A 21,858-nucleotide genomic window follows, 5' to 3' on the forward strand; every position below is an offset into this window, starting at 1 on the left:
TCTCTCCCCCTTCACGCGATCCACCCGCATCGAGGCGAGGAACGTCATGAGTTTGTCCCGCACTGAATCCGGCAGTTATCCCGCGGCTTCCGATTACACGACGATGCAGGACGCCATCGCCCGCTGCCGCAGATATCGCAAGGACCACGGGCTCTACGGCGTCGTGGACCCGGCGCTCGGCCGGATCATGCTGGAGGTGGGCGCGGTCGGGGCGGTGGTGATGCCCGCCGCGCTCGGCCGCCGGGTGCGCGCCCGGCTGACCGCGGCGGCACCCGACGACCGGGCGGGCCCGATCATCGCGCATCCGCGTTCGGACCGGTGGACGTTCCTCACCGGTCCGACCGACAACTCGTACCTGGACACCGAACTGTTCGCCGACCTGTTCCGGGTCTGTGCCTCGGTCGCGCTGCCCGGCAGCCACATCGTGCTGCCCTCGCCGACCGACGAGGGCAGCGGCTACCGCAGGTGGATCGCCGCGCCCGAGCGCGACTTCCGCCCGGACATGGTCGACGTGCTGGCCGCTACCCGGGCCTGCGCGGTCAGCGGGGAGTAGGCGTCGGCGGCGGCGTGAGGGTCACGCTGAACTTGTCCTCGAGCCGCTGATTCCAATCGCGCTCGCACTGATCGATCTTGGACTGATCGCCGCCCGCCTTGTTCACGCAGTCGACGAAGTCCTTGCCGCCGCTGTTGACGAAGAAGCTGTAGCCCACGACGGTGACCACGATGGCGCCGATCAGGCCCAGCGCGCCGAGGATCAGGCCGGTGATCGCCATACCCGCGCCGCCCGCCCGGCCGGACCGGGTCTTCACCAGCGCGACGATGCCGAAGATGAGGGCGAACGCTCCGAACAGGTAGCCGCCGACCAGCGTCCAGAAGCTCAGCAGCGCGAGGATGCCCAGCACCAGCGCGGTGATCGCCAGGCCCTTGCCCTTCGGTGACTCCTGCCAATACGCGGGCTGACCGGGCTGACCGCCGGGTGGCTGGCCGTATCCGGGAGGCGGCGGATATTGGCCGGGAGGCGGGTATTGCGACATGGACTTCCTCTCCGTCGGTGCCTCGCGCCGCTCGATCCGGACCAGGTGGGCCGGCGGGTACGCGGGGATCGCCTACTGATCGCATGCGCTACGGGCGGATGTTAATGCGAGGTATGCCCATTTTGTCGCAACCCAGCGGCTCGCGGTGCCTGGACGCGCGCGGTGCGCTCGAATCAGGCCGATCGGCTACTGCGCGCCGAGCCGCGCGTGCATCTCCCAGACCAGGATTTCCGCGGGGCCGCGCGCGATCACCCGCTGGCCGCCGGTCCGGGTCAGCCGGACCGCGTCGCCCTCGTCCAGGGTGCCGACGCCTTCCATCTCCACCTCGCCGCTGGCGACGAAAACGTGCAGGTAGGGAGCGTCGGGCAGGTCGATGACGCGCTCCGGGTCGCCGCTCATCCTGGCCACGTGGAACGCCGCGTGGCTGCTGTTGATGGCGATGGCGGTGCGATCGCGGTAGCGCGGCAGGCCCGCGGCCACGGTCACCAAACCGCCGGCGGCCAGCTCGTCGTCGATCTCGAGCTGTTGATAGCCGGGTGTGAGGCCCGGCTCATCGGGGACCACCCACATCTGCACGAAATGCACCGGCTCGTCGTGCTGGGCGCCGTCGATGCGCCACGCGTCGTTCTTCTCCGAATGCAGGATGCCGGTGCCCGCGCTCATCCGCTGGGCCAGACCCGGATAGATGATGCCGCTGTGGCCGAGCGAGTCCTGATGGACCAGGCTGCCGCCGAGCACCCAGGTGACGATCTCCATGTCCCGGTGCGGATGCGTGTCGAAGCCCTGGCCGGGGGCGACCACATCGTCGTTGTTGACCAGCAGCAGGCCGTGATGGGTGTTGTCCGGATCGTAGTGCTCCCCGAACGAGAACGAGTGCTTCGAATCCAGCCAGGAGACCCGGGTCTTCATGCGGTCGCCTGCTCGATGGACGTCGATGTGTGGTGTCGTGAGTGTGGACATCAGGTCCTCCTCTCGGGACCGTGCACCGATCACCTTTCAGGGTAGGAGCACAGACGTCGCGGTACTCCACATTCCTAGTAAATTGTCCTGCACTCGGCATTTTACGCGAGCGACCAGCGGGTGAACGTCAGGCGAGCAGAACCGGCCGGTCCGGCGACCAGGTGGGGGATCGCCGCCCGCGCCCCGGCCGGATTCGTAAAATGATGCGCCGCAATGCAACCGGAGGTGACGACCAGATGCGACCGGAGGCTCTCGCGCGCGTCGAGCGACAACTCCGCAGCGAGGCGCGCCGCGACGGCATCAGTCACTTCGTGGTCGGCGTCGCGGTGTTCCGCGACGGCAAACTCCTGGTGGTGCGCCGGGTGCCGGACGACTTCCACGGCGGCATGTACGAACTACCCGGCGGCGGAGTCGAATCCGGCGAAACCTTCGCCGAATGCGTCGAACGCGAGCTGTTCGAGGAAACCGGCCTGCACGTGCGCCGGATCACCGACTTTCTCGGCAGCATCGACTACGCCACCAGAACCAAGGCCCGAGTGCGTAAATACAGCTTCCTGGTCGACGTCGAACCGGGCGAGGTGGCCCTGGAACCCGGCGAGCACGACGCGTTCGCCTGGATCGATGCCGGCGCCCTCGATCACCTGCCGATGGCGCCGGACACGCGCGCCGCGGTCAGCGCGCTGGTCGCCGACGCGCACTGATTCGGCGCGATACGGCCGCAGCCAGTAACCTCGCGGCGTGTCCACTGGTCGCTCGGAGAGCTCCATTCCCTCGGACGAGCGGCCCGAGCCGCTGTGGACGGCGTTGCGCGAGAGCCCGGGCGTGCTGCGACTGGCGCTGGTGCGGTTCACCGGTCAGTTCGGCGACGGGATGTTCCAGGCGGCGCTGTCCGGGGCGATTCTGTTCAACCCAGAGCGGCAGACCGATCCGCTGGCGATCGCCGCCGGATTCGCGGTGCTGCTGCTGCCGTATTCGCTGATCGGGCCGTACGCGGGGGCGCTGCTGGACCGCTGGGATCGGCGCACGGTGCTGCTGGTGGCGAATCTGGCGCGGGCGGTGCTGATCGCGCTGGTCTGCGCGGGTCTGCTGGCCGGGGTCGGGGAGACCCCGCTGCTCTTGCTCGCGCTGGCTGTGGTCGGGATCAGCCGGTTCGTGTTGTCGGGCGTGTCGGCGGCCCTGCCGAAGGTGCTGGCCAAGCACTGGCTGGTGCCGATGAACTCGGTGCTGGCCACGGTCGCCTCGGGCTGCGCTGGGCTCGGTGCGGCCGCCTCGGTGGCGGTGATCGGGGCGATCGGCGCGGGCGATTTCGCCTCGGCGGTGGCGGTGGCGATCAGCGGCTTCGGACCGGTGATCAGCGCACTGCTCGCGGCGGGGTTCGCGCCGCGGGTGCTCGGTCCGGACGCGGGGGCGACGGCGGGCGAGAGCACGGTGCGCGCGATCGCCACCGGGCTGCGCACGGGCGCGACGGCGGTGTGGGAATCGGTGCAGGTGACCACCGCGATGCTCGGCATCGGTACGCACCGAATCGTGTTCGGGATCAATACCTTGATCATGGTGCTGGTGCTGCGGCAGGGGCCGGCCCATGGTTCCGCGTTGAGCAGCGGGCTGCTCGGCTTCGGCGTCGCCATTGCCGCGATCGCCGCGGGCATGCTGGTGGCGGCCGTGGTCGCGCCACTGCTGATTCCGCGACTCGGCCGATCGAAGACGGTGGTGGCAGGCCTGTTGACCGCGACGGTGGTCCAGTTGACGCTGGTCACCCCGATCGCCATCGTGGACGGGGGCGCGGCGGTACCGCACGCGCACAAGCTCTTGCTGGTGGGCGCGTTCCTGCTCGGGCTGGCCGGGCAGACGATCAAGCTGACCGGTGACGCGACCATGCAAATGGATATCGATGACGCGCGGCGCGGGCAGGTATTCGCGTTGCAGGACACGGTGTTCAATATCGCGTTCATCCTGGCGATCGCCGCGGCGGCCCTGGTTATCCCGGACGACGGACGGTCATTGCCGGTGATCGTGGTGGGTGCCGGAATCTATTGCGCGGGAATTGCCGCCATCGCGATCAATATGCGGCGGCGGAAGATCGGCTGAGGATATTCGGCGCGGCGAATTCAGGTGATGACCGGATCGTCGTCGAGGTGACGTCCCGTCGGGTTCATCCGCTGCGCCAGATAGTCGGGTAGGTCGTCCGGCGGCCGGTGCGACGGTGGCGGGTCTTTGAGCACTGGATGATGCGGCGACGGATCATCGGCATTCGACAGCCCGGGGCTCGAATCCTGCGGTGCGACATCGGCGGCGGTGTGCTGGTGGGCCTCCAGGTGATCGGTGCGCACGATCCAGTCCAGCGGTTCGCTGAGGGCGTCGGACGCCGCGCCGGTGATGTGGTGATTCCAGGTGCCGAGCCCGGTCGGGTCGGTATAGAAGTGGTCCAGGACGCCGTCGTTGTCCACGTCCAGTGCGGCCACGTCGGCGATGCCGGAACCGCAGGTGTCCCACATCGCGTCGTCGGCCAGACCGTCGCCGTCGAAGTCGAGCTGGACCGCGTCGGCCGTGGCCGAGGCCGGGCCCGCCAATTCCAGATCGGCTTGGCTGTGCCAGACGTGCACCGTGCCGTCGCCCGTGCCGAACACGTACTCGATCTCGTTCATATGTGTTTGGACGCGCGCGACCGACATTCGGTTCCCTATTTCCCCCAGGCCATTCCGGTAGGTTGCTTTTCACTTCGGCCCCGATTCGATAGGAGTCAGCGACACATGGGTTTTCCGGCGCGGAACCGTGATACCTGATGCGCCGCTTCGGAAGCCGATCCGCCGGATTACCGGCATTGCTCGCCGCGGTGCTCGGCGGGCTGTGCGGCCTGCCCGGCCCGGCCGCGCAGGCGGCGCCGTTTCCGTGGGCGCCCGCGCCGGTGAACAGTTGCGGCGAGACCGGTTTCGATCCGCGCAATCGCGAGCGCGATCCCGCGCTGCCGCCGCTGCCACCGCTGGTGCTACCGGAGCGGATCGAGATCCCGGTGCCGATCCCGCAGCTCACGCCGATCACGGTGCCCGGCCCGGAGCCGGACAGAACCAGGATCGACCCCGGTCCGCCCGCCGCCGATCCGTGCCACACGCCCTGCCCCGAAATCCGCGATATCGCGAAACCGCCCGCGCCGAACCCCGATCCGAGCCCGTTCCCGGATACCGGGACACCGCCGGGCCCGGGCTCGGCGGAACCGATCAGGGTGCCGCGCATCGAATTCAAGCCCGAGATCGAACCGATCCCGGTGCCGGTGCCCGGCGGACCCGGCCTCGCGCCACAGCCCGCGCCGCCCGTGGTGATACACCCCGCGGAACCCGGACCGCTCGCCGCGCCGGTGGCCGAACCCCGCGTCCGGTCGGTCGACCTGGCGGGCCAGATCACCGGGCACGGCTCGCAGAATCGCACCGACCTGCGCTGGCAGGTGGACGGCACCGACCTCGGCGTCATGTGGGAGACCAGGCCGGGCGAGGTCGCCGTGGTGTTCGGCGACACCTTCGGCAAGGGCTGGCAGGCCGGCGGCGCCGGGCGCGACGACCAGGACTGGCGCAGCAACGTGCTGGGCTACAGCACCGATCACGAACTGTCCGACGGCATGTCGCTGGACGCCATGGTGCAGGACAGCCGCTGCCACGCCGCCGAGATCCTGGACAGCCGCAAGCTCAAGAACTGGGAGACGACCACCATTCCGACCTCCGGCTTCGCGCTGGGCGATCGGCAGTATCTGAGCTACATGTCGGTGAATCGGTGGAGCCGGATCCCGGGCCTGTGGTCGAACAACTACGGCGGGCTCGCCTACTCCGACGACAACGGGCGCACCTGGACCAAGGATCAGCATGCCAAGTGGGACAACCTGTTCGGCGTCGGCCGGTTCCAGGTCGCGGCGATGGTGCCGCAGGGCGACTACGTCTACATGTTCGGCACGCCCAACGGACGCGTCGGCGTGATCGGTCTCGCCCGGGTGCCGAAGGACGAGGTGCTGAACACCTCGGCCTACCAGTACTGGGTGAACGGAACCTGGGCCCCTGCCGCCGAGAATCAGGCCACCCCACTGGTTCCCGGCCTGGCCAGCGAGGTGTCCGTGCGCTACGACCGGGACAACGCGCGGTGGCAGATGGTGTACCTGGACTCCGGGCGCGGCGCGATCGTGGTGCGCAATGCCGCGGAACCGCAGGGTAGTTGGACCGAGGCGGCACCGCTGCTGTCCACCGCCGACTATCCGAAGTCCTATGGCGGCTTCATTCATCCGTGGTCGACCGGCAGCGATCTGTACTTCACCATCTCGTCCTGGGACAGCTACAACGTGTATCTCATGCACGCTCAACTGGATTCGGCGAACTGACTCAGCCCTCGACGAATCGCACGAAACCGCCCGCGCGGATCAAGGCGGGCGGATCGCGGTGCACGTCCCACATCCGCAGGTCGGTGGCGCCGATGAGGTGCCAGCCGCCGGGCGTGCTGCGCGGATAGACGGCCGAGTAGCCGCCGGCCAGCGCGACCGAGCCCGCCGGGATGGTGGTCCGGGACTGCGGGCGGCGCGGGACGGTCAGCCGGGCGTCGGGAGACTCCAGATAGCCGAAGCCGGGGGCGAATCCGACGAACGCGCAGCGCCAGATCGTTCCGGTGTGTTCGGCGATCACCTCGGCCTCGGTCAGTCCGAGCAGCCGGGCGACCTCGGCGAGATCGGCGCCGTCGTAGCGCACCGGGACGACCAGCGGATCGTCCGGAGAGTCGTTGTCCGCCAGTGTTCCACGGGAAACAATGCCCGAATCCTGTGCTGCCGTTGACTGTTGCAGCTCGCGCAGCAGGACGGCCAGGTGACGCCGGACGGATTCCGCGTGCTCCGGCGAAAGCAGCGTGACGAGAACGGTTTCCGCGGCGGGCAGAATGTCTTGCGCACCATCCGGCGGGCGATGGCGGAGCGCCGCAACCAGTTTCGCGACGTCGTCGCGGTGCGGCGGCAGCACCAGCAGCGCGCGGTCACCGGCCGCCCGGATCCGCCGATCCGGATCAGCCGCGGCCGGTTCGCTGTCGGTCATGCTCAGCCGAACGATTCGACCGGCACCCCGACCTCGTCCAGGGCGGTGCGGATGAGCCGCGCCATCTCGACCGCGGCGGGGGTGTCACCATGGACGCAGATGCTGGCCGCGCGCACCGCGACCTCGCCGGACCCGTCCACCGTGCGCGCCGTGCCGGACATGGCGATCGAAACCGCCTGCTTGACCGCCTCATTGGTGCCGAGAACGGCGCCGGGCAGTCCGCGCGCGGCGAGCGTGCCGGCCGGCGTGTACGCGCGATCGGCGAATCCCTCGCCGACGAAACGCACCTTCGCCGCCTCCGCCGCGTGCTCCAGCTGCGAGCCGGCCGGACCGAGCAGGGCCAGCTCGGGGTCGTAATCGACCAGCGCGCCCAGCACCGCGTCCGCGAGCTGCCGGTCTCGCGAGGCCGAATGGTAGAGCGCACCATGCGGTTTCACATAGCGCACCCGATCACCGGCCGCCTTGGCGAACGCGTCGAGACTGCCGATCTGATACAGCACCTCGTCGCGCAGCTCCGCCGGAACCATGGCGACCTCGCGCCGGCCGAACCCGGCCAGGTCGCGGTAGCCGACGTGCGCGCCGATCCGGACGCCCTTCTCCACGGCGAGCCCGCACGCTCGGCGCATGATCGAGGGGTCGCCCGCGTGGAACCCGCAGGCAATGTTGGCGCTGGTCACGATGTCGAGCATGGCCGCGTCGTCGCCCATCGTCCACGGCCCGAAGCCCTCGCCGAGATCACTGTTCAGATCCAGCGGCATATGCACCCTTTCCGTGGCGGTGTCGGAGACAGCACCCGATTGTGGTTGTGACGGGGTCTACAAGCAAGAATGCCCGGTCAGCGCGGGACCCTCACCGGCGAACGCGACCTGGGTCACAGGACGATGGTCCAGTTCAGCACCGGCAAGTACGCTCGGATCAATCATGGCCACGTATTTCGATCCGAAGTCCTGGTCGCCGCTACGGGCCGTCGATCTCGGCAAGCGCCTGTTCGAGCAGTCCTGGCTGGAACAGTGGATCACCGTCACCACCTCCTGGGTGGACGCGGGCGCCGACCTCGGTGCGGGCACCGTCACGGCGCTGATGCCGGACGCCCTGATGACCGTGCTCAGCGAAGGCATCCTCAGCCGCTTCGGCGGGCAGGAGGTCAGCGCCACGCTGCTCGGTCACGACCTGCACGCCACCCTGCAGGTGCTGAAGGTCCGCCGCAGGGGCGCGCATTTCCAGACCAAGACGGTGTTGTCCCGGCTGCGCTGGGACGACCACCCGATCGAGGCCGTGACGGTGATCGCGCACGGCGTCCGCCTGATTCCGGGCGTGCCGACGAAGGTGCGGACGTCGCAGCTCGATCTCGAGGGCACCGTCACCACTGCGGCGCTGGTCGGCTGGATCAACAGCCAGCCGCTGGACTGGGTGCTGGACATCGCGGACAGCGGGCTGATCCGGGCCAGGCACCGGCACAGACGACTGACCGCGCTGGTGGACGCCTCCGTCACGGACAACCGGGTGACCGTCGACCTGCGCCGCGCCTCCTGGCTGGGCCTGCGGATACCGCGCCGGATGATCGGCACCCCCGCGCTGCTGCTGGAGCAGTTGCCGAACCGGGCGCGCATCGTGCACGCCACCCGCGACGGCGACCTGGTCCGCTTCCGGATCGAGCTGCCGGAGATCACCGGATCGTTCGATCTGGCCCAGATCCGCTCCGCCATCGTCACCGGGACGACGCTCATCGTCTTCTAGGCCTGGGCTTTCCACCACTCCTGCAGGGCCGCCTCGGCCTCGTCGCGGGTCATCGGGCCGCGATCCAGGCGCAGCTCCTTGAGGAACCGCCACGCCTTGCCGACCTCGGGACCCGGCGGCAGGCCGAGCAATTCCATGATCGCGTTGCCGTCCAGGTCCGGGCGGACCTTGGCCAGATCCTCCTGCTCCTGGAGTTTCGCGATACGCGTCTCCAGGTCGTCGTAGGTGGCACGCAACGCGGCGGCTCGCCGCTTGTTACGGGTGGTGCAGTCGGCACGGACCAGTTTGTGCAGGCGGGGGAGCAGTTCGTCGGCGTCGGTGACGTAGCGGCGCACCGCGGAATCCGTCCACTGGCCCTTGCCGTAACCGTGAAACCGCAAGTGCAGGAACACCAGCCGGGCCACGTCCTCGGTGAACTGCTTCGGGTACTTCAGCGCCCGCATCCGCTTGCGCACCATCTTCGCGCCGACCACCTCGTGGTGGTGGAAGCTGACGCCGCCGCCCGGCTCGTTGCGCTTGGTGTCCGGCTTGCCGATGTCGTGCAGCAGTGCGGCCCAGCGCAGCACCAGGTCCGGGTCACCCTCCTCCAGGTCGATGGCCTGCTGGAGCACGGTGAGCGAGTGCCAGTACACGTCCTTGTGCTGGTGGTGCTCGTCGATCTCCAGCTTCATCGCGGGTACCTCGGGCAGCACCCGCTGGGCCAGCCCGGTCTCGCACATGATGTTGATGCCGTCGATCGGGTGCGCGCCGCCGATCAGCTTGTCCAGCTCCACCCGGACCCGCTCGGCGGTGATCCGCTCGATCTGCCCGGCCATCGCGGTGATCGCCGCGTGCACCCGCGGATGCAGCTCGAAACCGAGCTGGGCGACGAACCGAGCCGCGCGCAGCATGCGCAACGGGTCGTCGTTGAACGAATCCTCCGGCGCCGCAGGCGTATCCAGCACACCGGCCAGCAGCGCGTCCATCCCGCCGAGCGGGTCGATGAACTCCAGCGCGCCGTCCGCGCCGATCCGCACCGCCATCGCGTTGACCGTGAAGTCGCGGCGGACCAGGTCGTCGTCGAGGTTGTCGCCGAAGGTGACCTCGGGATTGCGCGAGACCCGGTCGTAGTTGTCGCTGCGGAAGGTGGTGATCTCCAGCTGCTGGCCGCTCTTGGACCCGCTGACCGTGCCGAACGCCAAACCGCCGGTGTCCCAGAGGTGATCGGCCCAGCCGCGCAGCAGTTGCTGCACCTGCTCCGGGCGCGCGTCGGTGGTGAAGTCCAGATCGGTGCCGAGCCGGCCGAGCACCGCGTCGCGCACGCTGCCGCCGACCAGATACAGCTCGTGACCGCTCGCCGCGAACATCTCGCCGAGCGGTTCCAGTACCTCCGACAGCCTGCCCAGCGTCACCGCCGCGGCAGCCAGCAATCGGGTACGTCTATCCAGCTCTGCGTCCTCGGACTCGGTCGAAACCACGAAATAGCAGCTTACCGAGCCCTACCGAGCGGGATTCCGGCGCAGTGCCGGTTGCGCGGGGCGTGCGTCAGCGCAAATCCAACACAGTAGGATTGCTTGGTGTCTCCGGCCGATCGTGCGAACAGTCGACGCCGCCAGCCTCGGCGCCGCGGTTCGGCCGCCAATGCGGCGAAACCGCGCATGCGCACGGTCCGCGAAACCTCGGCCGGTGGCCTGGTCGTGGACGGTTTGGACGGCCCGCGAGACAAGCGCAGCGCGGCCCTGATCGGGCGCACCGACCGGCGCGGCCGGCTGCTGTGGTCGCTGCCGAAAGGGCACATCGAGGAGGGGGAGACCTCCGAGCAGACCGCGATCCGTGAGGTGGCCGAGGAGACCGGGATCAACGGGGTGGTGGTCGCCGAACTCGGCAGCATCGATTACTGGTTCGTCACCGATGGCCGGCGGGTACACAAGACCGTGCATCATTATCTCCTGCGTTCCACCGGCGGCGAACTGTCCGATGCCGACGTGGAGGTCACTCAAGTGGCGTGGGTGCCGTTGAGCGAGTTGAATTCCCGACTGGCGTACGCGGACGAGCGACGCCTGGCCGAAGTGGCGAACAAGCTGATCGACCGGATGGAGACCGGCAAGCGATGAGGCGAGCGATGGCCCCGTTCCGGATCATCGTGGCGGTCCTGATCATCCTGGGTTCGGCGACGACCCTGCCGATGCTGGTTTCCTCCGCGCACGCGCAGCCCACCGGCACCGGGTCGGAGTCGGGGCCGAAATTCCTGAAGCTGTCCCTGGATTCGGTGACGCCGACCGCGGTGACCACGACCAGCGATTCGACGCTGACGGTGTCCGGCTCGATCATGAACATCGGGGACCGCAAGGTCAAAGACCTCACCATCCGGGTGCAGCGGGCGGCCGCGGTCGCGGTGCCGCGCGATCTGCGCGCGACGTTGCAGCAGGACCAGGTCAACTACGAGGTCAACGGTGATTTCGAAGACGTGGTGGCGCAGCTCGACAAGGGCGAGCGCACCAAGTTCACCGTCACCATTCCGCTGCGTCCGGGCGGCAGCACCGGCAAGAGCACGCTGAATATCACCGAACCCGGCGTGTATCCGCTGCTGTTGAACGTGAACGGCAAACCGGACTACGGCAGCCAGGCCAGGCTCGACGACGCCAGGTTCCTGCTGCCGGTCCTCGGCGTGCCGCCGCCGACGGCGAAGAGTACCGACGCGCCGGACGCGAGCCAGGCGGTCACCGCGCCGACCGACGCTCCGGTGGCCACCACCCTGCTGTGGCCGCTGGCTGACCGTCCGCGCCTGGTCGCGGGCCGGCCGGGAACGGTGGACGAGCCGGTCGAACTCACCGACGACGAGCTGGCCGCCTCGCTCGCCAAGGGTGGGCGGCTCGATCAGCTGCTCGGCGCGCTGGAGACGGTGTTCGACACCACGCCGACCCGCGATCGCGCCCTGGCCGCCTCGGTGTGCCTGGCGATCGATCCGGACCTGCTGGTCACGGTGCAGCAGATGACCAGGGGCTATCGGGTGCTGGCCAGTCCGTCCGATCCGGACGGCGCGACCCGCGCGGGAACCGGTGCGGCCCAGGCCCAGACCTGGCTGGACCGGCTGCGCGCGCTCGCCCAGACGATGTGCTCGGTGGCGTTACCGTTCGCGCAGACGGACCTGGACGCGCTGGCCGCGGTGAACGATCCCGACCTCTCCGCCAGGGCGATGAACGCGCCCGCCGAACTGGTCGACTCGATCCTGGCCACCAAGTCGGTGCGCGGGGTGAGCCTGCCGGACTCCGGCAGCATCGACAACGGCGCGGGAATCCTGTTGCGCAGCCATGGTTTCGGCACCGCCGTGCTCGCCGACTCGGCCATCGCGCCGGAAGGCACGGCGGGCGCATCCGAGGCGACGCAGACATCCACCGGACGCGGGGACAGCAAGAAACTGCCGGCGCAGACCGCGGTGACCACAGAGGACCCGCACCCGGGTGTCGTCCGGTTGCCCTCGGTCACCGCGCCGGTGCCGCCACCTGCCGCGCCCGCGCCGCCGGCCGCCAATCCGGCCGTGCCGAACGGGAATTCGACGGGCACCCCGGTCACCGATCCGTCGCTGCATGTCGCGACCTTCGACATCTGGTCCGCCACGGCGCTCGCCGCGCTCGGCTCCAACCCGCCGACCCCCTCGTTCACCCCCACCAAGGTCCGCTACGAGGTCAGCAACGACTCCAGGGTCGCCCGGTTGCAGGACGCGCTCGGCGCGATCTCCTGGTCGGCGCTGAACCCGCAGCCGAATCAGCCGCGCTCCTTATTACTCGTCCCGCCGCAGCAGTGGAGCGCGAGCAAGGACGAGGGCACCGCCCTGCTGCGGCAGATCGAACTGCTGGTGCGCAGCAATCTCGCGACGCCCCGGCCGTTCCAGGAGCTGGTCGCCCTGCCGCCGGACCCGCAGCCCTACGAGCTGGACTATCTGACCCAGGCCGCCGCGGACGCGGTGCCGGACCGGTTCGTCACGCCGGTGCGTGAGCAGGGCCGCCGGATCAGCGAGCTGATGCGCGCGCTGGTCGAGGTGCCGGAGGCGGAGCCGACTCCCCGCGAGTTCCTCGACCCGTTGCGCGACGATCTGCTCCGGGTGCTCAGCCTGTCCGATCGCCGAACCGGCGACGCCGCCCAGGCCGACACCTTCGCCCAGCGCCGGATCGACCAGAACACCCGGGCGCTGGACACCATCTATCACTCGGTGACCGTCCTTCCGCCGGGCGGCGTGTACACCCTGGCGTCCGAGCAGAGCCCGTTGCTGCTGGTCGCGCGGAACAACCTGCCGGTGTCCATCCGGATCAAGTTCCGCATCGAGGCGCCACACGAGGCGAAGATCACCGACCTGGGCGAACAGCAACTGCCGCCGAACGGGACACGCTCGTTCCAAATCCCGACCGAGGTGAGCGACAGCCGTAACCTGGTGATTCCGATCTCCCTTACCACACCGGACGGGATTCCGCTGGGGAATGCCACCTCGGTCTCGGTGCGCTCCAACGCCTATGGTCAAACCCTGGCCATAATTACCGCATGTGCCGGAGTACTGCTGTTTCTGTTGGCCGGGCGCCGCTTGTGGCGCCGGTTCCGCGGCCAGCCGGACCCGGCCGACGAAGGTTTCGATCCGAGCACCAGGCGCCGGGTGAATCGATACCGGCGGGCCAAGAACCGCGCCATACAGCAGGAGCATCAGGAGGCACAGTGAGGGACGGTGAGCTAGCGCCCTCTGTTGTGTCACCGGCCGCGTCTACCGGATTTGGACGTCCGACAAACCACAGTGGCAGAGTGGAGGACAATCGCGGAAGGCTCGCATCGGCGCAGGGGCGGTGTGAGTAATGGGCAGTACCAGGAGGAACGGTGAGCGATTCAGCGTGGACGCCGCTCGCCGAGCCGACCGGGTTACACCGCCCAGCCGGGCGCAGGAGGCATGATGAGCGACGATGACTCATCGGCGCATCGGCCTCGATCCGATCGGCGAGACGGGCCACCGGCCCGTCGGGCGCCGGTTGCGCCGTGGGAACGGTTACCGCCGCAGGCGGAGGCCGACCCGGACATGAATCCCGGCCCGCACGAACCGCCCTCGCCCCGAGTGCCGCAGGTCAGCCGCCCCTCGGCGCCGCCGCAGCCGTGGCCTGGGCAGCGCATGCCGCCCGGACCGCCCCAGCGACCGCCGGGTCCGCCGCAACGGCCCGCACCCGCACCGCACCCGGGGCAGCGGCAGTATCCGGCGCCGCCGCCCGCGCAGCCGCGTCCGATTCCACCGGGCCAGCGGCCCGGACCGCCGCCGGGTCAATCCGGCGCTATCCCGGCCGGCCCGCCGCGCCCCGCGCCCGGTCAATCCGGCGCGATTCCCGTCAGCCCGCCGCGTCCGGCACCTGGACAGCCAGGCCAGCTGCCACCCGGTGGCCCGCGTCCGGCACCCGGGCGACCCGCGCCGGGTCAGTCCGGGCCGATCCCGACCAGCGCACCGCGGCCAGGGCCCGGTCAATCCGGCGCGATTCCCGCGACGCCGCCGTCCAACCGGATGCCACCGCCGCGCTACGCCCCGCCGCAGGCCCGGCCGGAACCGGCGCCGCCGCCGCACCGCCGCGCTCCCGTCGCGGTCGCCGAGGCGGGTAACCGGCCGCGCACCCAGGAGTGGCCCGCCGACAAACCGGCCGAGCCGAAGCCGAATTCGAGCTCCAGGCTGCTCAGCGACTCCGGCTCGATCGCGTTCGCGACGCTGATCAGCCGGGTGACCGGGTTCGGCAAGCAGCTGCTGCTGCTGACCGTGCTCGGCCCGGCCATCGCCAGCGCGTTCACCGTGGCCAGCCAGATCCCGAACATGATCGCCGAGCTGGTGCTCGGCGCCGTACTCACCGCGATCGTGGTGCCGACGCTGGTCCGCGCGGAGCAGGAGGACCCCGATCACGGGGAGGCCTTCGTCCGCCGGCTGGTCACCGCGGCGTTCGTCGTGCTGGCCACCGCGGCACTACTGGCCACCGCCGCCGCACCGCTGCTGACCACCTATGTCTTCCTGTCCGACGACGGCAAGGTCAACACCGGGCTGACCACGGCCTTGGCGTTCCTGCTGTTGCCCGCCATCCTCTTCTACGGCATGTCGGCGTTGCTGACCGCCATCCTGAACACCCGCCAGCAGTTCAAGCCTGGCGCCTGGGCGCCGGTGTTGAACAACCTCGTCGTGCTGACCGTGCTCGGGCTCTACGTGCTGATGCCCGGCGAGATCAGCCTGAACCCGGTGCGGATGGGCGAGCCGAAACTGCTGGTCCTCGGTGTCGGCGTGACGCTGGGCGTCGTGGTGCAGGCGCTGAGCCTGGTGCCCGCGATTCGCCGCGAGCACATCGACCTGCGCCCGCTCTGGGGCGTCGACGCGCGGCTCAAGCAGTTCGGTGGGATGGGCGCGGCCATCATCCTGTACGTCCTGATCAGTCAGGCCGGGTTCGTCTTCGCGACGCGTATCTCCTCGCATGCCGATGCCGCGGGCCCGGCGATCTACAACAACGCGTGGCTGCTGTTGCAGCTGCCGTACGGCGTCCTCGGCGTCACCGTGCTCACCGCGATCATGCCGCGGCTGAGCCGCAACGCCGCCGCCGACGACACCCCCGCGGTGGTCGACGACCTGTCCGCCGCGACCCGGTTGACCATGATCGCCCTGCTGCCCGTGGTCACCTTCCTGACCCTGGCCGGACCGCAGGTCGGGCAGGCGCTCTACGGCTACGGCAACTTCGGCAGCGACGACGCCGCGCGGCTCGGGCTCGCGGTCAGCTGGTCGGCCTTCTCACTGATTCCCTACGCGCTGGTGCTGATTCACCTGCGCGTGTTCTACGCCAGGGAACAGGCCTGGATCCCGACCTGGATCATCCTCGGGATCACCGCCGCCAAGATCGTCTTCTCGGCCATCGCGCCGATGATCACCGATGCCGAGCACGTGGTGATCGCGCTGGGTGTCGCCAACGGACTCGGCTTCGCGGTCGGCGCGGTGGTCGGCGGCTTCCTGCTGCATCGCAGCCTCGGCGATCTGCGCATGTCCAACGTCAGCCGGACCATCACCCGGGTGCTGTTCGCGTCGGTGGCCGGTGGCGCGGTCATGTGGATCGTGGACCGCGTGCTCGGACTAGAGCGCCTGACCTCCGCGTTCGGCGGTCCCGGCTCGCTCATCCGGGTGGCGATCACGGCGATCGTCATGTTCGCGGTCGCCTTCGGCCTGATGCGCCTGGCCGGGATACCGGAGGTCGTCGCGATCACCGTGGCCATCTCCCGGCGGCTCGGCTGGACGCCGCCCGCGCCCGACCTCGATCTCGACGGTCCGGTCGACGACCAGTACGCCACTCGAGTACTGCGCAGGCCGGATCCGTATCTGGCATACGCTGGGTACGACCCGCACATGGATGCTCAGACCATGGTCTTGCCCGTGATCCGAGCCGATGCCGTTGACATCACCGGCATGGGCGAGTTCCCGTACCCTGTTCGGCAGAGAAGCACAAGTGGCGAAATCGCCGGAACCTCGAATTACCAGGGCGAAGGAGGACCGAGGGTGAGCGACGACGCGGTGGGCGGCGTCCCAGCCGCTGATTCTTCTGCGACCGCGGCAGGCGGGTTGTCCACGGACGCCCCGCCCCCTGCTGGAGAGCCGTCGGATCCCGCGTACGCGAACCGCGAGACCGGCACCGGTCCGCCGGATCACGACGCGGATGCGCCGGATCACGAACAGGCCCAGCCGGGTCCGCACGAGCGCCAGAGTCCGGTACCGGCACGCGATCCGATGTACGACACCGGGATGATCCCGATCGGATCGCCGGAGATGCCGCCGCTCGGTGGCGAGAACCTGGGTTCGCGGCGCACGCCGCGCGGCCCGAAGCTGATTCCCGGCGCGTCCGTGGCCGGTGGCCGTTACCGGCTGCTCGCCGGGCACGGCGGTGCGCGTGGCCTCAAGTTCTGGCAGGCGCTCGACATCAAGCTCGACCGCGAGGTCGCGCTGACCTTCGTCGACGCCGATCAGACCGCCGGCGATAACTCCGGGCACGACGGTCCGCAGGCCATTCTGTCCCGCACGCTGCGGCTCGGCCGGATCAACTCACCCGGCCTGGCCCGGGTGCTCGACGTGGTCCGCGGCAGCTCCGGCGGCATCGTGGTCGCCGAGTGGACCCCCGGTCGCTCGCTGCGCGAAATGGCCGAGACCGTGCCCTCGCCGATCGGTGCCGCGCGGGCCATCCGCGCCTTGGCCTCGGCCGCCGAGCTGGCCCATCGCGGCGGCGGCTCGCTGTCCATCGATCACCCGGACCGGGTGCGGATCAGCGCCACCGGTGACGCGGTGCTGGCCTTCCCCGGCACCCTGGGCGATTCGGACGCGCAGTCCGACGTCCGCGGCCTCGGCGCCATGCTCTACGCGTTGATCACCGCCCGCTGGCCGATCCGTTCCGGCGGCGTCACCGGCACCGCCGCGACCGTCGGAGGGTTGCGGCTCGCCGATTTCGGCCCGGACGGCACCCCGGTGGAACCGCGCACCATAAGACCCGAGGTGCCCTTCGAGATCTCGGCGGTCGCGGTGCGCTCGCTGGAGTCGAACAAGGGCGTACGTACCGCCGCGACCGTGCAGCACGTGCTCGAGCAGGCGTCGGTGGTGGATCAGAAGACCGATTTCATCCCGGTGCTGCGGCTCGGGCAGCGTCCGCCGGCGGCGCCCGACGAGTCGCTGGCCGACCCGGAACTGCTTGCCGCGGAACGGGAGAGATCCCAGCGGATGATGTGGATCATGGTCGGCCTCGGCATCCTGGCCGCCCTGGTGGTCGGCATCGTGATCTGGTGGATGGTCAGCGTGTTCGCCCCCGGCGCCTCGGACGCGCCGCTCAACGAACAACGCAATATCGGCCTCACCACGAACAACAGCGCACCGGCCACCCCGGCCGCCGCCGGGCCGGTCGCCCCGTCGGGTGGCGTGCCGGTCCCGGTGACCGGTGTGACGGTGTTCTCCCCGGAGGGCACCCCGGACGGGGTCGGCAACGTGAACGCGGTGCTCGATCAGAATCCGGCCACGCTCTGGCGGACGGATCAGTACTACCAGCAGTTCCCCGCGCTCAAGAAGGGCGTCGGACTGCTGGCCACGCTACCCAGCCCGGCGAAGTTGACGAATATCTCGATCAACTCGCCGAGCCCGGGCACCGCGGTGGAGATCCGCACCTCGCCGACCACATCACCGACCCTGGATCAGACCCAGCTGATCGGCTCGGCAAAGCTCAACGACGGGGTCACCGACATCCAGGTTCGCACCGATCAGGCCGCCCGCTACGTGCTCGTCTGGATCACCGGACTCGGCAACTCGGGTGGTCAGTTCCAAACCTCGATCGCGGATATCCGCTTCGACGCCGCTCCCTAGCCCCACCGCTCGACTGCCCGCCGCACGTGAAGTGAACCGTGCAGGCCATTCTCCGACGCCCTTCGGCCGCGTCACCTCGTGAATCCCGATCGCCCCGGTTTGGTTGCTGTGCAATCGCGAGTAACGATATGATCTCCTCGCGCTCTCAGCACAGGGGAGCTTCCCGGGTTCTGGTTTTTCGATCCTGGATGCTGCGAAATTTCGGTGATGGTCGACCGTGTCCGTCACCACCGTGAGCGCTGTCCAAGGGGTTGGCATTGTCGTCGGAACTGAACGAGGATTTCCGCGGGGGGACATCGCGGTCCGCCGCGTACCGCGAACGCTCGTTCGTGGGCGCTGACTACACCGATGTCGAGCTGTTGCAGGCGCACGTGCGCGGCCAGCGGCACGCCTTCGCCGAGCTGCTACGCCGGCACAACGATCATCTGTGGCAGACCGCGCTGCGCACCTCCTACACCCGCGAGGACGCCGCGGATTCCCTGCAGGACGCGCTGCTGTCCGCGCACCGCACGGCCCATTCGTTCCGGGCCGAGGCCGAGGTGCGCAGCTGGCTGCACGCCATCGTGGTGAACGCCTGCCTGGATCGGATCCGGCGCAACAAGATCCGCAAGGCGGTCTCGCTCACGCCGGAGAGCATGCCGGAACCCCGCGACGACCGGGACGCGGTCGCCGAATTCGAGATGTCGCTGGTCGTGGATCAGGCGCTGTTCTCGCTGCCGCCGGATCAGCGCACCGCCCTCGTTGCCATCGATCTCGAGGGGTATAGCGTGGCCGAAGCCGCCGCTATGCTCGGTGTTCCGGAGGGAACGATCAAGAGCCGCTGTGCCCGCGGGAGGCAGCGTCTGCAAGAACGATTGGAATTTCTGCGCGATCCGGGGAACCGGAGGTAGTCGAGATGCGTCATTAACAGTGACGAACCCGTAGACGATGTCCATGTAGCTCCCCGGCCCGAGGGGACCCCCGCGATGTCAGACGAGAACACTGGAGGTGCGATGGCAACCAGGTCCATGCCGCAACCTCCGTTCTCGGCGGAGTTGCTCGCCGACCTGCACGCTGACAACGTGGCGCCCGAACTGCGCGAGCACCTGTGGCCCGTGGTCCGGCAGGACGGGGCGGCACTGCGCTTCGTGCACGCGCTGGACGACGTCAGCGCCGAATTGCGCGCGCTCGGCCGCAGCGATCGCATCATCCACTCGATGCCCGACGACGTCGCCGCCCGGCTGGCCGAGTTCGTCGACGGATTCGACCTGGACGAGGCGCCCACCGAGACGGGCGCGACCATCTACCGGCTTCCGGTCGCGTCGACGCCCGAGACCGACGACGAAACAGTGCGTGCCGTAACTCCTCTTGCCGCACGATCTGTTAGCGACGAGGAGACCGTTCGGGCTCCGGTCGCGGCGGAGTCTGTTGCCGATGACGCGACGGTTCGGGTTACCGGAAGTCCGGTCGCAGCGGAGTCCGTTGCCGATGACACGACAGTGCGGGTTACCGGAAGTCCCGGCGCGGCGGAGTCCGCCACCGACGATCAGACTGTGCGGGTCATCGGAACTCCGGTCGCGGCAGCGCCTGCGCCCGATGACGAGACGGTCCGCGTCGTCCGCACTGCCGCCGCCGAATCCGACGACGAGACCGTGCGGGTACTCCGTACGCCGCACGCCGAGGACCCGGAAGCCGACGTGGACACGGTGCGCGGCACCCGGCCCGCCGCACCGATCTCGCTCGACGACCACCGGCGCAGCCGGCTGCGCTGGATCACCGCCGCAGCCGCCGCCGTAGCGGTCGTCGCCTGCGCCTCCATCGCGCTGACCGTGGTGCGCGGCAACGACGCCACCCCGACGGCCCAACCGACCTCGGATGTCGCCCAGCTCGGCGAAGATCTCAGCGCACCCATGATGCTCAGCGCACTCGGCCGCAACGATGCCACCGGCCTGCTCGGCAACCCGGCCGCCCGGGAACGCTGCATGCGCGCCAACGGACTCGAACGCACCATCCTCGGCTCCAACAACGTCCGCCTACAGGGCAGGGACGCGGTCCTGATCCTGCTCACCGGGCCGCGCACGCCGAAGATCACCGCGTTGGTCGTCGGAACCGGTTGCACCACAGACGATCCCCAGCTCATCACCGTGCAAGACATCGGTTGAGTGACGCACGCGACAATCGCCCGCGCGGATACCCGAACACCACCCCCGCGGCACTGAGCCGAACCTCACGGAGGACCCGGCCTGCCCAGGAACAATAGCCATTACCCTGTTGTTGACCGAGACGTCCAATCGTTTTCTCCCCCCGGAAGGGCCTCATGAGTGCGCCAGTTCGCGACCTGATCATCGTCGGCTCCGGACCTGCCGGCTACACGGCCGCCGTGTACGCGGCCAGGGCCGAGCTCCAGCCGCTGGTGTTCGAAGGCACCCAGTTCGGCGGCGCCCTGATGACCACCACCGAGGTGGAGAACTTCCCCGGCTTCCGCGACGGCATCATGGGCCCGGACCTGATGGAGGAGATGCGCGAGCAGGCCAAGCGTTTCGGCGCCGACATCCGCACCGAAGACGTGGACGCCCTCGACCTCAGCGGCCCGATCAAGACCGTCACCGTCGGCGACGAGACCTACCAGGCCTACGCGGTGATCCTGGCCATGGGTTCGGCCGCCCGCTACCTCAACGTGCCCGGTGAGCAGGAGCTGCTCGGGCGCGGCGTGAGCGCCTGTGCCACCTGCGACGGCTTCTTCTTCAAGAACCAGGACATCGTCGTGGTCGGCGGCGGCGACTCCGCGATGGAGGAGGCCACCTTCCTGACCAAGTTCGCGGCCAGCGTCACCATCGTGCACCGGCGCGAGGAGTTTCGCGCCTCGCGCATCATGCTGGAGCGGGCCAAGGCCAACGAGAAGATCAAGTTCCGGCTCAACGCCGAGGTCATCGAGGTGAAGGGCGACAGCAGCGTGACCAGCCTGGTCCTGCGCGACACCCGCACCGGGGAGACCTCGGAGCTGGCCGCGACCGGGCTGTTCGTCGCGATCGGCCACGATCCGCGCAGCGAGCTGGTCCGGGACCAGGTCGAACTCGACGACGAGGGTTACGTGCAGGTGGTGCACCCGTCCACCGCGACCAAGGTGCCCGGCGTGTTCGCTGCGGGCGACCTGGTCGACCACACCTACCGCCAGGCGATCACCGCCGCGGGCACCGGCTGCCGCGCGGCCATCGACGCCGAGCGCTGGCTTTCCGAGCAGGGCGATATCAGCTCGAACACCCTGGATCACGCGGGCCACACGGTCGCCGTGCCCGCCAACTGACGTCGTCTCCACCCCGCCGCCCGCACCGCGAGCGGCGGGACCGGAGCGATTGGTAATTCAGCAAGGAGAACCCATGTCCGACAGTGCCACCAAGAACACGATCACCGTCACCGACGCGACCTTCGCCGACGATGTGCTGCTCAGCGAGAAGCCCGTCCTGGTCGACTTCTGGGCCACCTGGTGCGGCCCGTGCAAGATGGTCGCCCCGGTGCTGGAGGAGATCGCAGGCACCCACGCGGACAAGCTGACCGTCGCGAAAGTCGACGTCGACGCCAATCCCGGCACCGCCCGCGATTACAAGATCCTCTCGCTGCCCACTATGATGCTGTTCCGCGGCGGTAAGCCGGTGAAGCAGATCGTCGGTGCGAAGGGCAAAGCCGCCCTCCTGCGCGAACTCGACGGCGAAATCTGACACCTGTCGCGCAAATGCCGTAG

The 21,858-nt window shown here is 69.3% G+C and carries 18 protein-coding genes; 12 read left to right on the forward strand and 6 right to left on the reverse strand.

Features of this window, described 5'->3' with window-relative positions; all coding sequences use genetic code 11:
- The first annotated feature begins 46 nt into the window (after positions 1–46).
- A complete protein-coding gene (locus tag ACFQ9K_RS13425; RefSeq protein ID WP_378716966.1) occupies positions 47–553 on the forward strand; it encodes a hypothetical protein in 507 nt (168 codons plus the stop codon).
- Here ACFQ9K_RS13425 and ACFQ9K_RS13430 read toward each other — a convergent pair.
- Together ACFQ9K_RS13430 and ACFQ9K_RS13435 are read right to left on the reverse strand one after the other, a co-directional pair.
- Complete coding sequence (locus ACFQ9K_RS13430) at positions 540–1,034, reverse strand: DUF4190 domain-containing protein (protein ID WP_378716964.1); 495 nt, start codon at positions 1,032–1,034, stop codon at positions 540–542. The genes ACFQ9K_RS13425 and ACFQ9K_RS13430 overlap by 14 nt on opposite strands.
- Before the next feature lie 186 nt (positions 1,035–1,220).
- Entirely contained in the window at positions 1,221–1,994 is a 774-nt protein-coding gene (locus ACFQ9K_RS13435; protein WP_378716963.1) for a pirin family protein, read from the reverse strand.
- A 236-nt stretch (positions 1,995–2,230) separates the two neighbouring features.
- Here ACFQ9K_RS13435 and ACFQ9K_RS13440 point away from each other — a divergent pair, with 236 nt between their 5' ends.
- Positions 2,231–2,695: an NUDIX domain-containing protein gene (locus ACFQ9K_RS13440; RefSeq protein WP_378716961.1), complete on the forward strand. Its 465-nt coding sequence runs from the start codon at positions 2,231–2,233 to the stop codon at positions 2,693–2,695.
- A gap of 37 nt (positions 2,696–2,732) precedes the next feature.
- The gene (locus ACFQ9K_RS13445) at positions 2,733–4,082 is read left to right on the forward strand and encodes an MFS transporter (RefSeq protein ID WP_378716960.1); all 1,350 of its coding nucleotides are present in this window, start codon (positions 2,733–2,735) and stop codon (positions 4,080–4,082) included.
- Positions 4,083–4,102: 20 nt separating this feature from the next.
- Here ACFQ9K_RS13445 and ACFQ9K_RS13450 read toward each other — a convergent pair whose 3' ends face one another.
- Positions 4,103–4,639, reverse strand: a complete 537-nt coding sequence (locus ACFQ9K_RS13450; protein WP_378716959.1) for a hypothetical protein — start codon at positions 4,637–4,639, stop codon at positions 4,103–4,105.
- Between the two features lie 137 nt (positions 4,640–4,776).
- Between ACFQ9K_RS13450 and ACFQ9K_RS13455 the strand changes: the two genes are divergently transcribed.
- A complete protein-coding gene (locus ACFQ9K_RS13455) occupies positions 4,777–6,351 on the forward strand; it encodes a DUF4185 domain-containing protein (protein WP_378716958.1) in 1,575 nt (524 codons plus the stop codon).
- A gap of 1 nt (position 6,352) precedes the next feature.
- Here the strand turns inward: ACFQ9K_RS13455 and ACFQ9K_RS13460 are convergent, their stop codons facing one another.
- Both ACFQ9K_RS13460 and ACFQ9K_RS13465 read right to left on the reverse strand, forming a co-directional pair.
- Positions 6,353–7,048, reverse strand: a complete 696-nt coding sequence (locus ACFQ9K_RS13460) for an allophanate hydrolase subunit 1 (RefSeq protein ID WP_378716957.1) — start codon at positions 7,046–7,048, stop codon at positions 6,353–6,355.
- Positions 7,049–7,050: 2 nt separating this feature from the next.
- Complete coding sequence (locus ACFQ9K_RS13465; RefSeq protein ID WP_378716955.1) at positions 7,051–7,806, reverse strand: LamB/YcsF family protein; 756 nt, start codon at positions 7,804–7,806, stop codon at positions 7,051–7,053.
- A 163-nt stretch (positions 7,807–7,969) separates the two neighbouring features.
- Here ACFQ9K_RS13465 and ACFQ9K_RS13470 point away from each other — a divergent pair, with 163 nt between their 5' ends.
- Positions 7,970–8,785: a hypothetical protein gene (locus ACFQ9K_RS13470; protein WP_378716954.1), complete on the forward strand. Its 816-nt coding sequence runs from the start codon at positions 7,970–7,972 to the stop codon at positions 8,783–8,785.
- Here the strand turns inward: ACFQ9K_RS13470 and ACFQ9K_RS13475 are convergent.
- Positions 8,782–10,242 carry a CCA tRNA nucleotidyltransferase gene (locus ACFQ9K_RS13475; RefSeq protein ID WP_378716952.1) on the reverse strand — a complete coding sequence of 487 codons (1,461 nt, stop codon included), beginning with the start codon at positions 10,240–10,242 and terminating at the stop codon, positions 8,782–8,784. The genes ACFQ9K_RS13470 and ACFQ9K_RS13475 overlap by 4 nt on opposite strands.
- Before the next feature lie 99 nt (positions 10,243–10,341).
- On the opposite strand from ACFQ9K_RS13475, the gene ACFQ9K_RS13480 reads away from it, so the two are divergent.
- From ACFQ9K_RS13480 to trxA, 7 genes are all read left to right on the forward strand, one after another.
- Positions 10,342–10,878 (forward strand): NUDIX hydrolase, encoded by a 537-nt coding sequence (locus ACFQ9K_RS13480; RefSeq protein WP_150400452.1) that lies wholly within the window; start codon positions 10,342–10,344, stop codon positions 10,876–10,878.
- The gene (locus ACFQ9K_RS13485) at positions 10,875–13,472 is read left to right on the forward strand and encodes a DUF6049 family protein (RefSeq protein ID WP_378716951.1); all 2,598 of its coding nucleotides are present in this window, start codon (positions 10,875–10,877) and stop codon (positions 13,470–13,472) included. The genes ACFQ9K_RS13480 and ACFQ9K_RS13485 overlap by 4 nt, the downstream gene beginning before the upstream one ends.
- Positions 13,473–14,291: 819 nt before the next feature.
- Entirely contained in the window at positions 14,292–18,140 is a 3,849-nt protein-coding gene (locus ACFQ9K_RS13490) for a lipid II flippase MurJ (protein ID WP_378716950.1), read from the forward strand.
- 329 nt (positions 18,141–18,469) lie between these two features.
- Positions 18,470–19,030, forward strand: coding sequence for an RNA polymerase sigma factor SigM (gene sigM, locus ACFQ9K_RS13495; RefSeq protein WP_378716975.1), 561 nt, complete (start codon positions 18,470–18,472; stop codon positions 19,028–19,030).
- Positions 19,031–19,132: 102 nt separating this feature from the next.
- The gene (locus tag ACFQ9K_RS13500) at positions 19,133–20,281 is read left to right on the forward strand and encodes a hypothetical protein (protein ID WP_378716949.1); all 1,149 of its coding nucleotides are present in this window, start codon (positions 19,133–19,135) and stop codon (positions 20,279–20,281) included.
- Positions 20,282–20,436: 155 nt separating this feature from the next.
- Positions 20,437–21,423 carry a thioredoxin-disulfide reductase gene (gene trxB, locus ACFQ9K_RS13505; protein WP_378716947.1) on the forward strand — a complete coding sequence of 329 codons (987 nt, stop codon included), beginning with the start codon at positions 20,437–20,439 and terminating at the stop codon, positions 21,421–21,423.
- Positions 21,424–21,496: 73 nt separating this feature from the next.
- A complete protein-coding gene (gene trxA / locus ACFQ9K_RS13510) occupies positions 21,497–21,835 on the forward strand; it encodes a thioredoxin (protein ID WP_364725637.1) in 339 nt (112 codons plus the stop codon).
- Positions 21,836–21,858: the final 23 nt, after the last annotated feature.

It is taken from the genome of Nocardia sp. NPDC056564, from assembly GCF_042793755.1.
Lineage (GTDB): Bacteria > Actinomycetota > Actinomycetes > Mycobacteriales > Mycobacteriaceae > Nocardia.

Coding starts and splice junctions, on each gene's coding strand:
- ACFQ9K_RS13425 (WP_378716966.1), top strand. CDS start 47: ATGAGTTTGTCCCGCACTGAATCCGGCAGTTATCCCGCGGCTTCCGAT.
- ACFQ9K_RS13430 (WP_378716964.1), bottom strand. CDS start 1,034: ATGTCGCAATACCCGCCTCCCGGCCAATATCCGCCGCCTCCCGGATAC.
- ACFQ9K_RS13435 (WP_378716963.1), bottom strand. CDS start 1,994: ATGTCCACACTCACGACACCACACATCGACGTCCATCGAGCAGGCGAC.
- ACFQ9K_RS13440 (WP_378716961.1), top strand. CDS start 2,231: ATGCGACCGGAGGCTCTCGCGCGCGTCGAGCGACAACTCCGCAGCGAG.
- ACFQ9K_RS13450 (WP_378716959.1), bottom strand. CDS start 4,639: ATGAACGAGATCGAGTACGTGTTCGGCACGGGCGACGGCACGGTGCAC.
- ACFQ9K_RS13455 (WP_378716958.1), top strand. CDS start 4,777: ATGCGCCGCTTCGGAAGCCGATCCGCCGGATTACCGGCATTGCTCGCC.
- ACFQ9K_RS13460 (WP_378716957.1), bottom strand. CDS start 7,048: ATGACCGACAGCGAACCGGCCGCGGCTGATCCGGATCGGCGGATCCGG.
- ACFQ9K_RS13465 (WP_378716955.1), bottom strand. CDS start 7,806: ATGCCGCTGGATCTGAACAGTGATCTCGGCGAGGGCTTCGGGCCGTGG.
- ACFQ9K_RS13470 (WP_378716954.1), top strand. CDS start 7,970: ATGGCCACGTATTTCGATCCGAAGTCCTGGTCGCCGCTACGGGCCGTC.
- ACFQ9K_RS13485 (WP_378716951.1), top strand. CDS start 10,875: ATGAGGCGAGCGATGGCCCCGTTCCGGATCATCGTGGCGGTCCTGATC.
- ACFQ9K_RS13490 (WP_378716950.1), top strand. CDS start 14,292: ATGCCACCGCCGCGCTACGCCCCGCCGCAGGCCCGGCCGGAACCGGCG.
- ACFQ9K_RS13500 (WP_378716949.1), top strand. CDS start 19,133: ATGGCAACCAGGTCCATGCCGCAACCTCCGTTCTCGGCGGAGTTGCTC.
- trxB (WP_378716947.1), top strand. CDS start 20,437: ATGAGTGCGCCAGTTCGCGACCTGATCATCGTCGGCTCCGGACCTGCC.
- trxA (WP_364725637.1), top strand. CDS start 21,497: ATGTCCGACAGTGCCACCAAGAACACGATCACCGTCACCGACGCGACC.